This window comes from Rhodanobacter koreensis (assembly GCF_054782855.1).
In genome coordinates this window covers 1,161,154-1,173,782 of record NZ_BAAGRR010000002.1, presented here as the reverse complement: position 1 = coordinate 1,173,782, position 12,629 = coordinate 1,161,154, and the positions used below count along the sequence as shown (strand labels likewise).

The following is a 12,629-nucleotide window of genomic DNA, read 5'->3' as shown; positions in this document are numbered from 1 at the left end:
ATCCCGTCCTCGCAACAGCACATGCATCCCCACTCCATCGCAGGAAGACATCATGAATTCCTCCATGGCACGCCTTCCCCGCCGTGCTCTCGTCATCGCGTTGTCGATCTTCGCGCTTGGAACGCTCGTCGCGGGCCATGCCAAAGACAACAGACCGGCATCCTCCGCCACCTCGGCCCTCGATGAAGCCAATCCCCTGGTCGGCACCGCGCCGCTGGACCAGCAAGAGTTGATCGGCAATGCGCCGCCACCCGGCGAGCCGCTGTATTCAGGCATGACATCGCCGGGCGCGAGCCTGCCGCAAAGCTCGACGGATGCGGCGCCGGTCAACATCAATGCCGATCTCAGCTTTGCCACGGGCGTCCCGGTGTCCTATGCCTATGGGCGTCCGGCCATGATCGGTTTCACCGGCGGTGGCTCGACCTACGGCGCGCGCGCTGCGCCGATGATCATGCCCGTGGTGGGTGACTGGACCGTGCCGCCGGACTACGCCTCGTCGTATTACGACAAGTCGACCGAGAAGGCGTCACCGGGTTACTACGCCGTCGACCTTGCCACGTTCCACACCCGCGCCGAACTGACGGTGACGCAGTGGACCAGCCTGATGCTCTTCACCTTTCCGGCGAGCCATCGCTCGAATGTGGTGGTTAACCTTCGTCGCTCGGGCGGCGACGTGGAAGTCGTAGGCGACCGCACGATCCGCGGCGTCGATACGGGAGGGCGGGGGAACCATGACGCGGATGGCCCCTGGTTCGTGGCGGAGTTTTCCCGTCCGTTCGCTGCCTTCGGCACCTTCCACGCCGACGTCAACGACAAGGGCGAGGGCCTCGGCAACGAAGACGTGCAGGCCGGCCAGCGCACGGTATCCGGCAGCTACGCGGGTGCCTACGTGACCTTCGACACGAAGGACGGCGATCAGGTGCTGGTGAGGATCGCCCACGGCCACAGTGCCGACGAGGCCGCGCAGCGGCTGCACGCGGCAGATAGCGACTTCGATAGGGTGCACGCCAAGGCGCGCGCGGCATGGGCGCAACTGTTCGATCGTGTCGAAGTCTCCGGCGGCACGCCTAAACAGCGCGCGATGTTCTACTCGACGCTTTATCACTCCTTTGCCAGCCCGCGCGTTGTCGCGCGCAAGGGCGAGCACTACACCGACGCCAAAGGCCAGCTTCAGGTCGCCGCGTACGATCTCTACAGCCCCGTGCCGTACTGGGATACCGGCCGCAATCAGATCGCGTTGCTCATGCTGCTCGAGCCGAAGGTCGTGCAGGACATCATGCGGTCCGAGCTGGAACGGGCACACGAGCGTGGCTACATGAACACCTCGTTCCACGGTGATCACGCGGTGTTCCTCTACGACGGCGCCATGCAGCGCGGTATCCCGTTCGACTATGCCAGCGCTTACGAGGTGCTGCGAAAGAATGCGACCGATCCGAAGGGGCCACGCGGCTACCTGGCCGAATACGTCAAGAACGGTTGGATCTCCGACATCGTTCCGCCGGGCAATCCAAGTCCGCCGTATGCCGGAGGCAAGGCCGGTGTGGCGACGACGATGGAATATGCCTGGGACGATCATGCGCTCGCCGATCTCGCCCATCGGCTCGGCAAGCAGGACGACGCGGCGATGTTCCGGCGTCGCGCCGCGAACTACCGCAACGTGTTCGATCCGTCGATCGGCTTCATGCGCGGCCGCACCGCGGACGGCAAGTGGATTTCGCCGTTCGATCCGGCCGAGCCGTACTACAACTTCATGATGAAGGAGGCCTCGGGCTGGTCCACGCTGTGGCTGGTGCCGCAAGACGTGCAGGGCCTGATCGACCTGCTCGGCGGGCGCGACGCGTTCAACGCCAAGCTCGACACGTTCTTTTCCACGCCTTACGCGCCCAAGGGCATTTGCCGCGACTGCACCGGCATGGTCGGGCAATACGTCCAAGGCAACCAGCCGGACCAGCAGGCGGCCTACCTCTATGCCTGGAGCGGCCAGCCCTGGAAGACGCAGGCGCTGGTCCGCCGCATCCTCGCCGACCTGTATGGCAGCGACGCCACCGGCTATGGATATCCCGGCATGGACGACCAGGGCTCCACCTCGTCCTGGTACGTACTCAGTGCGATGGGCTTCTACCCGGTCGACCCTTCCACACCTGACTACATCATCGGCAGCCCGATCTTCGACCGGGTACGCCTGCATCTGGGCAACGGCAAGATCTTCGAGATCGTCGCGCGCAACAACTCGGCGCGGAACATGTACATCCAGTCCGCCACGCTCAACGGCAAGCCGTGGACCAAACCCTGGTTCAGCCACGCCGACATCACCAACGGCGCCACGCTGGTGCTCACGATGGGCCCCGAGCCAAGCAAGAGCTGGGGCACTGACCCGCACGATGCGCCGCCTTCCATGTCGGCCTCGGGCAAGACCCATTGAGGAATAGTGGATGACGAACTACATCAACGTATGGGGCGCCAGGGCCTGGATCGGCATGGCCGCGGTCGCGGGCCTTGCCCCGATGGCGATGGCGGCGGCGGATCAGTCGGCTGTCTGGAACGGCAAGGTGGCGCCCCTGGCCACGCCATGGACGGCCGAAGTGTCTCCCCACAACGCGTTGCCCGAGTATCCGCGACCGCAACTCGCGCGTCCGTCGCTGGAGCATCCCCGATGGATGAGCCTGAACGGGCTATGGCAGTACGCGGCCACCGACGTACAGGGCGCGCCACCGTTCGGCCAGACACTGAAGGACCGTGTGCTGGTGCCGTATCCAATTGAATCGGTACTCTCGGGCGTGCAAAAGCATTCGGACTTCATGGTCTACCGCCGGCTGGTGGACGTTCCAGCTTCTTTCACCGCGCATGGCCAGCGCGTGCGGCTGAACTTCGGCGCGGTGGCCCAGGACGCCACGGTGTACGTCAACGGTACGCAGGTGGCGCGCCATGCGGGCGGCTATACGTCTTTCGGCGCGGACATCACGCAGGCGCTCCACGCGCACGGCCCGCAGGAGATCGTCGTCGCCGTGCATGCGCCCGTGGACGGCGCCAACGTGATGGTCGGCAAGCAGCGGCTGAAACCCGAAGGCATCTTCTACACTGCGGCCTCGGGCATCTGGCAATCGGTGTGGCTTGAGCCGGTGCCGGCCGCCAGCCTGGCACAACTGGACTTCACCCCGGCATCCAGCCTGGACGCCTTCGACGTGACGTCAAGGCTGCAGGGCAGCCATGCAGACGCCACGCTGCATGTCACCGCCTATGCAGACGGCAAGCCGGTGGGCGAAGCCAGCGGACCTGCCAGCAATCCACTGCACCTGGCCATCGCGCATCCGCGCCTGTGGAGCCCGCAGGATCCGTTCCTGTACACCTTCAAGGCCACCCTTGCGCAGGGCGACCAGCGCGACGACGTGACCAGCTATGCCGGCCTGCGCACCATCGGCATCGCGAAGGTGGGCGGACTCAACCGCATCGTGCTGAATGGCAAGCCGACCTTCCTGCTGGCCACGCTGGACCAGGGCTACTGGCCGGACGGCATCTACACCGCGCCCACCGACGCGGCGCTCAAGTTCGACATACAGAAGACCAAGGATCTGGGCTTCAACACCATCCGCAAGCACATCAAGGTGGAGCCGGCGCGCTGGTACTACTGGGCCGACCGCATCGGCCTGATGGTGTGGCAGGACATGCCGGCGCTGCCGAACGGGCGCAACGACAAGCTCAGCGATGCCGACAAGGCCGGCTTCCGCGCCGACGTCTCGGCCATCGTCGAGCAGCTCAAGGGCGACACCTCGATCATCGGCTGGATCCCGTTCAACGAAGGCTGGGGCCAGTGGAGCATTCCGGCCGCCGCCGAACTGGCGGCGCAGATCAGGCAACTCGACCCTTCGCGCCTGGTCGATGCACGCAGCGGCGCCAACTGCTGCGACACGAGGGGCGATCCGCACGCCGGCGACGTCATCGACATTCATGACTACCAGGGACCCGGCCTGCCCAGCCCCGATGCCGACCGCGCCGCCATCGACGGCGAGCACGGTGGCCTGACTCTGGGCATTCCCGGGCACGTCTGGCCCGGCACGCCGATCAATCCCTACGGCGATGTAAGGGATCGCGCCGCGCTGACCGCCGGCTATGTTGCCAATACCGCCGTGCTGCGTGACAAGGGCCCGGCGATCGGTGTGTCCGGCAGCGTCTACACCCAGATCACGGATGTTGAGGGCGAGCACAACGGGCTGTACACCTATGACCGCAAGATCGAAAAGGTGGACGAGGGCAGGGTGCGCACGATCAATGAGGCGACGATCCACGCAGGAGGGCAGCCCTGAAGACCGTTGCCCGATCAAGCGGGGCGCGAAGTTCGACGACGTAATGGGTGCCGCCCGCGCGAGCGTGGCGGCCGGATCGCCACCGTCATGCTGCAAGTTCGATCAAGTCAAAAGCGAACCTGATCCCGTTGCGCTCGTTTTGCGCGGCTTCTCGACGCAGCAGGCGAACCGATTTCCGTTGCATTTTCGATCAGCGCTCGCACGCCCGCTTTGTCTTTTGCCGTTACCGGGTTGTAGATCACCATGCCGAGATGCGGTTTGCCGTCGACCGCGAACGCCGAATATTCCAGCGTGATCCGTCCCAGTATTGAATGCTGGAGGTGTTTGGTGCCTTCGCCGTGTGTGCTGACGTCATGCTCAAGCCACATGGCCTTGAATGCCGGACTGACCTGGCTCAACTCGTCGATCAATGCCCTGGTGTAGGTGCCAACACCGATCTTGGCGGTTTCGGCGCGAAACGTGGCGACGACGAAGCGCGCCACATTTTCCCAGTCGAGCATCTTCTCCCGCGCATGCGGCTGGCAGAAGATCAGGCGAAGCAGGTTGCGCCGCCCTTCGGGTAGCGCCAGAAGATCGGGCAATACCACTTCGGCGGCGCGGTTCCAGGCAATGACATCCCAGTCCGGCGTTTTCACGTAGGCCGGGCTGAACTCCAGCGTGTCCAGGATCCGTTGCAGTTGCGACGAGACACCCTCGGTCTGCCGATGCTGGACCTCGGGCGGCCTGTTCTGGGCAAGCAGGAAGAGATGCTCACGCTCGACGTCCGTGAGGGCGAGCGCACTGGCGAGCCGGTCGAGTACATCGGCCGACGGTACACCGCCACGCCCCTGCTCGAGCCACGTATACCAGGTGATGCTGACGTTGGCGCGTTGCGCCACCTCTTCGCGCCTCAAGCCGGGCGTGCGACGTCGGATCATGGGATAGCCCAGGCGCGCCGGGTCGAGTCTGGTGCGGCGATCCTTCAGGTAGTGCCCAAGCTGATTTCCGTCCTGCGCAGTCGCCATGTTTTGCCTGTTAGTGCCCATACCGGTATGACGTCATGGCTGTTTCGTTGATCCAGGAGCGTATTACATGTGCCGTTTCCGTTTCGTGCCATCGCCGAAGCGATCGGCGCGGGGCTCGGCGTGCCTGTCCGCAGCTTCGCCCCGGACGAGGCGCCCGCGCATTTCGGTTTTCCGGCGCGTCGTCGCCACCGGCAATCCCGCCTCCAGCGCCATCATCCGCCGCTCAACGCACGCCCACCGTTCCGTTCGCCGCCTTGACCAGCGTGGCCGGGTCGTAACCCACGCCGTCCTTGAACACCAGCGCGACGTTTTCGATGTCCTTGATGTGGGTCGCCGGGTTGCCCTTGATCAGGACCAGGTCGGCGGCCTTGCCCACCTCGATGGAGCCGATGGATCTGTCCTCGCCCATGAAGCGTGCGCCGTTGAGAGTGGCGATCTGGATCGCCTGCAGCGGGGTGAAGCCGGCTTCCACCAGCAGCTCCACTTCGCGCTGGTCGCCATAGCCGGCGATCACGCCGCCGTAGCCGGTGGGATCCAGCCCGGCCAGCAGGGTGCCACCCTGCTGCACGAAGGCATGCTCGAAATCCTCCTCCAGCTTGAACACCTTCGTCCACGGCGTGTCGGGATTCTTGGCGATGCGCTCGCGGCTGGCCAGGTACTCCACCCGCGTTTCCGGCAGCATCGCGTCCAGTACGCGCTGGTCCACCGGCGCGCGACCGGGCACGAAGGTTTCGAAGACCGGCAGGGTCGAGGTGACGGCGACATGCTTCGACACCAGGTACTTGATCAGCTGCTGGATGCGCGGATCGTCGACGCTCATAGTCGCCAGGTTGGCCACGGCAGCCTTGGTGTCGGGGCAGACGTCAGGCTGCTTGCCTGCGGTGAACTCGGTGTCCACCGGCAGTCCATGCTCCAGGTCGTCGATGCCGAGATCAGCTGCTTCGGTGAAGCCGATCGTGCACAGGTGCCCGGTGACCTTGATGTGCTTCGCGTGCGCCGCGGCGATCGCCGCCGACAACTCGGCGCGTGTGATGTGCATGTACGCCTTGAACGAGGTCGCGCCTTCGCTGATCCAGTAGTTGACGGTATCGGTGGCGTCGGCCGCGTCCACCAGCTCGTGCATCTGCGGCGTGAAGCTGCCCTTGCCTTCGAGATACGGTCCGGTGGTGTGCATCTTCGGTCCCGGTATCTTGCCGGCGTCGATCGCCTTCTTCAGCTCCAGGTCGGTGTACGGCTCGGTGCTGCCGGTGGTGCGGATGGTGGTGACACCACCGGCCAGGTACAGCTTGGGAAAGCTCGATGCCTGTTCGGGGTAGATCGCCTCTTTCGCCATCGGGTTGACCTTGGGCGCAGGGTAGAACATGTGGTCATGCATGCCGACCAGACCCGGAATCAGCGTCTGTCCGCTGCCGTCGATCACGGTTGCATCCTTCGGCACCTTCACGTGCTTGCCGACGGCGGCGATCAGGCCATCGCGCAATAGCACCGTCCGGTTTTCCTTCGCCGGCGCGCCGGTGCCGTCGATCACCCGCACATGCTTGATCGCCAGCAGCGGCTGCGCGTGGCTCACGAACGACAGCGTCAGCGGCGACAAGCGGGGTGTTTGCGCCCACGCGGAAGAAGCAAGACACGACCCCGCCAACAATACGGCCAACAAGGGCAGCGGGCGGAAATTTCCTGGTGGCAGGGCAGATGCAAGGCGGCTTTCGACGGGCATGGTCGGATTCCCCGGACAGTGTGGGGCAGGCGCAATACCTGCCCATCGGCCGCACAACTATCGCATGATGGCCACAGGCTGGATCAGTGTCCGGGGTCAAAGCAAAACAGAGGGGCAGGGGCGGCGTTCTCCGAACGGCGTTCTGGTCCGGGTTCTCCTCCATCGTGATGGAGGGCGTAGCGGAAATTCCGGGAAGGGCGCGCGGTCAGCGTGGCGCAGGTGCCTGCACGGCCGCCAGCCGGTACGGCGAAAGCTTGTCGTAATGCGGTCGGCATTGTTCGACCAGGCCGTGCTGGAAAGCGGTCAGCTTGATCTCGTGCTCGCGCCAGGGCGCGAAACCGGTGGAGCGCTCGACGGCGGCGTACCAGTGTGGCGCCCACACACCGTCGCTGGTGCGCGGGCCGCGCGGCCATTGCAGCATGCGTGCGCTGAAGGGGATGCGCAGGCGCATGCATAGCGCATTCAAGATGCCTGCGGGATTCTTCAGCACGTCGGTGGCGTCGATCACCGGTGGCGCGGCGCCGAGCCGGTCGCACACATGATCGAACAATCGCGCCTGCTGCGCGAAGCCGAGTTCCCACGCGGCAGCGTCGGGGCGCTGGATGGTGAAGGACGCAACCACCGCCTCCGGTTCGCGGATCAGGAAGCAGTTGCAGACATCGTCGAGCCAGTCCAGCGGCATGTCCGGAAGCATGTGCTGGGTCATGTGCTTCTGGTACCAGAGGGGCATGCCATCCGGGATCGGGCCGGTCAGCATTGCGGCGACTTTCGACGCGTCCGTGCTCTGCGCGGCGATCACCTCGTCGCGTCCCGGATGCTGGACGCCGGTTGCGAGCAGATAGTGCGCGTAGAACGGCTCGTCGATGACGATGGTGTCATCGCGGTTTTCCCAGGCGCGCATCATGGCGGTGGAGATATTGCGTGGCCCCGACCACATCGCGATGCGCAGGCCATCGCGATGCGGGTTCATATGCGGGGTTCCGACCGGCTTTCCGTCTTCACCAGTTCCATGTAGAGCCGTTGCAGCCGCTCGACCATCGGCCCGCGTTTGCCGTCGCCCATCGTGCGTCCATCGATCTCGCAGGCCGGCACCACGCCGGCGAAGGTGCCGGTGACGAAAGCCTCCTCCGCGCCGTAGACATCGACAAGGCTGAAATCCTTCTCGAACACCGGGATGCCGTGTGCGCGGCACAGCCGGATCACGTTGGCGCGGGTGATGCCGCCCAGGCAGTAATTGCCCGTCGACGTCCACACCTCGCCACGCCGCACAATGAAGAAATGCGTGGAGTTGCAGGTCGCCACGAAGCCATGCGGGTCGAGCATGAGCGCTTCGTCGTAGCCGGCCTTCTGCGCCTGGATGCAGGCGAGGATGCAGTTGAGCTTGGAGTGGCTGTTGAGCTTCGGATCCTGCACGTCCGGGGCGCCGCGCCGCACGTGCACGGTGAACAGGCGGATGCCTTGCTCGATCGTGGCCGGCAACGGCTGCTTGTATTCCGGGATGATGACGATGGTCGCGGCGCCGATCACGAAGCGTGGGTCCTGGTGTGGCGTCGCCTTGACGCCGCGCGTCACCATCAGCCGGATGTGCACGTCCGACCGCATGCCGTTGGCGCGCAGCGTGTCGACGATTCGGCGGGTCAGCTGTTCGCGGTCGAGGCCGATGTCGAGATCTATAGCGCGGGCGCCTTCGTACAGACGATCCAGGTGCTGGTCCAGGAATGGCAGGCCGCCGTCGTGCAGACGCAGGCCCTCCCATATGCCGTCGCCCAGCACGAAGCCGCTGTCGAACACCGACACGCGCGCCTCGTGGCGCGGCAGCAGTTCGCCGTTGACGCTGATCCTGATCGTTTCGTTGCGCGGATCACTCTGATAGTCGTGCGTGCCTTTGCTCATGGATGGTGGCCCTTCAAGACAGGCCCAAGGGTACCTTTTCTTCCCGGACTCCGTCGTGCCCGGCATGCGGGCAGTGGCGAAGCATCCAGGCCTGGTCAAGTGCGAGGCGGGCAGAGTGATGCGCCATCATGGATGCCGGCGGTGACGGGAGTGTCCTGATCTTCTGCTCCGAATGATCTTCAGTGCATTTCAGCCAGAGTCGGGAGACGACGGCAACGGTAAGGGCACCTGCGATCGAATGGTCGCTTCGGGCGACATCGCATTTTCTGTTCGCGGGAAAAGCGATAAGGTGTGCCCACAATTCAGTTCACCAGCATCGACTACAGGGGGGCCTAATGATCGAGCTGGAAATCCAGACCCTTTCGGAAACACGGGAGGGTCTCTTGATCGAGGTCGGCCGACTCGTCATGTCGAGCGGATTCACCTTGCAGCGGCAGCGTCTGGTGCAGGACCACCATGGCGTGTTGATGACGATGGTCGTACGCGGACCCTGGCTGAAGAGGCGGGCGCTGGAGGCATCGCTGGATGCCAATGAGCGCATCATCAGTTTCAAGACGGCGAAGTTCGAAGAGGGTGCCCCGAAGCCACATTTCGCCGCGTCGCGTCCGGTGGTTCGGCAGGCTGTGGTTGCCGTGTCGGCGCCGGCCATCAAGACCGAGCGGGTAACGGCCCCTGTGGCCGTGGCCGATGAAGGCGAAACAACCAAGCCTGTCGCCGCCCTGGCGGTTTCAGCCGAGCCGGAACCGCAGCAGGAGCAGGAACCGGAACCGGAGTTCATCTTCATGGTGCCGCGTGTACTGCCGCCTGCACCTGCGCCGGTGGAAGCCGCACCCTTTGTCGAGCTGATGCCGCTGGGGCCTGACGTGGAGGCCGTCGACAAGGTGTTGCCGAAGCTTGCAAACGACTATCCGCACATTCTCCCGCGGCTGTTGGCTCTGGAAGATTCCGTCCCCGAGGCAGCGCGCGAATCGTCACTTTTCCTGGCGGGACAACGCACGGGCGCCTGGGTGTTCGAACGTGACTTCGCGCTTGATGCCGGACTTCCCCTTGGCGAAGCGATCGAACGCATTGGCGTGCCCGCGCTGCGTGCGCTTGTCGAAGTCGAGCACCAGGGCGAGCAGCTGCATATTCGCAACAGCCCGCTGTGCGTGGATGGCGGGCATTCCCGCTGCCAGTTTTTCAGTGGCTATCTGGATGGGCTGCTTGGTCGGGCCGCCGCGTCGAACAGCCTGTCGATATTCGCCGTCTGTTGCCGCAGTTGTGGTGCGGACGAGTGTGTATTGGCCATCTCCGATTGAACGCATGACGGGAGTTTCGTATTCGTTCTTGCGTGGCACCGGAGGTGCTCAGTGCCCGCCCGCTGCCGCCGCGCTGGACTTGGCGGTGAACGGCGGTTGGGTCAGCCAGATCACCGGGATCAGCAGGATGAAGATCCAGCCCAGCGCGTGGAACAGTTCGTTGAAGCCTATCTGAAGGGACTGCTGGGTGATCATGTTGTTGATCAGGCTGGCGCCGGTCTGCGGATCGCCGCTGCCCAGTTGGGTGATCGCGTTCCGTGCGATCGGGTTGTAGACGTTGATGTTTTCGGCGAGCTGCGCGTGATGCACGGTCGCGCGGCGATCCCACAGGAAGGTGGTGAGCGAGGCGGCGAAGCTGCCTGCCAGCGTGCGCAGGAAGGTGGCCAGGCCGGAGCCGGCGGCGATCTCGTTCTGCTCCAGGTCCGACAGCAGCATGACGGTGACCGGCATGAAGAACAGCGCGACGCCGAGGCCCATCATCAGCTGCATCATGGCGACGTGGTAGAAGTCGATGTCGAGATAGAAGTCGGAGCGCAGGAAACAGGTGACGCCCATGATCACGAAGGCCACCGAAGCCAGCAGGCGCAGGTTGAAGCGCATGGCGTAGCGGCCGACGATGAAGGTCAGCAGCAAGGGCGCGATGCCCAGCGGCGATGCCGCGAAGCCGGCCCACGTGGCGGTATAGCCCAGGTTGCGCTGCAGCCACTGCGGCAGCAGCAGGTTGATCGCGAAGTAGGCGGCGAAGGAAAGCACCAGCGCCAACGTGCCGAACTTGAAGTTGTGGTGGCGGAACAGGCGCAGGTCGATGATCGGGTCCTTGTCGGTCAGCTCCCAGATCAGGAACACGGCCAGGCTGATCGCCGCGATGATGCAGGTGACCACGATGAAGGTGGAGTTGAACCAGTCCTCGTCGTTGCCCTTGTCGAGCATGATCTGCAGTGCGCCCACGCCGATGACCAGGGTGGTCAGGCCCACGTAATCCATTTTCGAGCGGACGATCTTCTCGACGCGACCCTTCATCTGCCGGGTCACCACCACGCTGGCGAAGATGCCGATCGGCACGTTGATGAAGAAGATCCACGGCCAGGAATAGTTGTCGGTGATCCAGCCGCCGAGGATCGGCCCGGCGATCGGCGCGACCACCGCCACCATCGACAGCAGCGCCAGCGCCATGCCGCGCTTGTGGGTCGGGTAGATGCCGATCATCAGGCTCTGGGTGACCGGGTACATCGGGCCGGCGACCGCGCCCTGCACCGCGCGGAACAGGATCAGCATGCCCATGCTCTGCGAGACGCCGCACATGAACGAGGACAGCACGAACAGCAACGTGCAGCCGATGAACAGCTTCACCTCACCGAGGCGGCGAGTGAGGAAGCCGGTGAGCGGCAGCGAGATCGCCATGCTCACGGCAAACGACGTGATGATCCAGGTGCTCTGGTCGTTGCTCACGCCAAGGTTGCCGGCGATGGTCGGCAACGACACATTGGCGATGGTCGAATCCAGCACCTGCATGAAGATCGCCAGCGACAGTCCGATGGTGGACAAGCCCAGGCTGGGTGGACGGAATTCGGTGCTCATCGCGATGACCTTGGTGCTGGAGAGGCGCCGACCAGAGGGCAGTTCCTGGTGCCCGCAGGGAAGGCTGTCTGGGCGTTTTCGATTCCAGGGAGCGACGGCCACACAGCATCCAAGGCGGCGAAATATTATATGTCGTGTATATGGTTGTCAATGCAATAATTGCTTTTGCATGGATATGAGATGTTGCCGGCATGCAGGGCATGGATGCGTGGCAGGCCATGGGTCGGAGGCAGCCAGACAGGCTTGCTGGTACTGGCCAGAGGGCCGCTTGCCCCATCAACCCGATGGCTCGATGCCTGCAGCAGAGCGGCTCACTGCGGTGATGGGCCATGCAGCGGGCATCGTGTCCGCTGTCCGCCGGCCCTGTCCGGACAGCCTCCTCATCGTCCGCGGACAGTCGGCGGTTTCCGGAGGTAGTGGAGGAAATGGCTTGGGAATGCGGCTTTCCGGGGTTGCGCCTGGTTGGCACGGCATTTGCCACCTAAGTCTCGAAAGCTTCCTATCCCAGTCAAGGAGAACCACCATGAAATTCGAGACCCTGATGCTGCAAACCCTGTTCAGTGCCTGCCTGCTGGTTTGCGTGCTGGCCATGGGCGCCATGCTCACCACGCACGTCACCGTGGCGAAGGTCGCCGCCGACCAGGCGCCCGTGGCGGCCATGGCGGATTGACAACCGAAGCTGGAATCAAGGTGCGCCTTCCTGAAGTTGCATCATTCGGAACGTGCGCTTTGACCCGGACTTTCCCTGAAGCTGTTCGGGAAATCGGGTGGCCCGGTACGGCTTGCCAGGCGATGGGCGTGGCGCAAGACTGCAACGTCGTCCCCCCGCGAGCAAGCG

9 protein-coding genes are annotated in these 12,629 nt (G+C 64.3%); 4 read left to right on the top strand and 5 right to left on the bottom strand.

The features are described 5' to 3' along the window. Positions 1-64: 64 nt before the first annotated feature. Positions 65-2,422, top strand: coding sequence for a GH92 family glycosyl hydrolase (locus ACYVKM_RS11115; protein ID WP_460877646.1), 2,358 nt, complete (start codon positions 65-67; stop codon positions 2,420-2,422). Positions 2,423-2,432: 10 nt separating this feature from the next. Beyond that, positions 2,433-4,301 (top strand): glycoside hydrolase family 2 protein, encoded by a 1,869-nt coding sequence (locus ACYVKM_RS11110; protein WP_460877645.1) that lies wholly within the window; start codon positions 2,433-2,435, stop codon positions 4,299-4,301. Between the two features lie 107 nt (positions 4,302-4,408). On the opposite strand, the gene ACYVKM_RS11105 is transcribed toward ACYVKM_RS11110, so the two are convergent. The 4 genes from ACYVKM_RS11105 to ACYVKM_RS11090 all read right to left on the bottom strand — a co-directional run bounded on the left by ACYVKM_RS11105 (position 4,409) and on the right by ACYVKM_RS11090 (position 8,915). Then, the gene (locus ACYVKM_RS11105; RefSeq protein WP_460877644.1) at positions 4,409-5,305 is read right to left on the bottom strand and encodes a helix-turn-helix transcriptional regulator; all 897 of its coding nucleotides are present in this window, start codon (positions 5,303-5,305) and stop codon (positions 4,409-4,411) included. 223 nt (positions 5,306-5,528) lie between these two features. After that, on the bottom strand, positions 5,529-7,022 hold the full coding sequence (locus tag ACYVKM_RS11100) for an amidohydrolase family protein (RefSeq protein ID WP_460877643.1): 1,494 nt from the start codon (positions 7,020-7,022) through the stop codon (positions 5,529-5,531). A 205-nt stretch (positions 7,023-7,227) separates the two neighbouring features. After that, a complete protein-coding gene (locus tag ACYVKM_RS11095; RefSeq protein ID WP_460877642.1) occupies positions 7,228-7,992 on the bottom strand; it encodes a sulfotransferase-like domain-containing protein in 765 nt (254 codons plus the stop codon). Next, positions 7,989-8,915 carry an aminotransferase class IV gene (locus ACYVKM_RS11090; RefSeq protein ID WP_460877641.1) on the bottom strand — a complete coding sequence of 309 codons (927 nt, stop codon included), beginning with the start codon at positions 8,913-8,915 and terminating at the stop codon, positions 7,989-7,991. The genes ACYVKM_RS11095 and ACYVKM_RS11090 overlap by 4 nt, the downstream gene beginning before the upstream one ends. A 335-nt stretch (positions 8,916-9,250) precedes the next feature. On the opposite strand from ACYVKM_RS11090, the gene ACYVKM_RS11085 reads away from it, so the two are divergent. Further along, positions 9,251-10,213 (top strand): hypothetical protein, encoded by a 963-nt coding sequence (locus ACYVKM_RS11085; RefSeq protein ID WP_460877640.1) that lies wholly within the window; start codon positions 9,251-9,253, stop codon positions 10,211-10,213. Between the two features lie 48 nt (positions 10,214-10,261). Here the strand turns inward: ACYVKM_RS11085 and ACYVKM_RS11080 are convergent, their stop codons facing one another. After that, entirely contained in the window at positions 10,262-11,791 is a 1,530-nt protein-coding gene (locus ACYVKM_RS11080; protein WP_460877639.1) for a DHA2 family efflux MFS transporter permease subunit, read from the bottom strand. 523 nt (positions 11,792-12,314) lie between these two features. On the opposite strand from ACYVKM_RS11080, the gene ACYVKM_RS11075 reads away from it, so the two are divergent. After that, positions 12,315-12,461, top strand: a complete 147-nt coding sequence (locus ACYVKM_RS11075; protein WP_460877638.1) for a hypothetical protein — start codon at positions 12,315-12,317, stop codon at positions 12,459-12,461. Positions 12,462-12,629 lie beyond the last annotated feature (168 nt).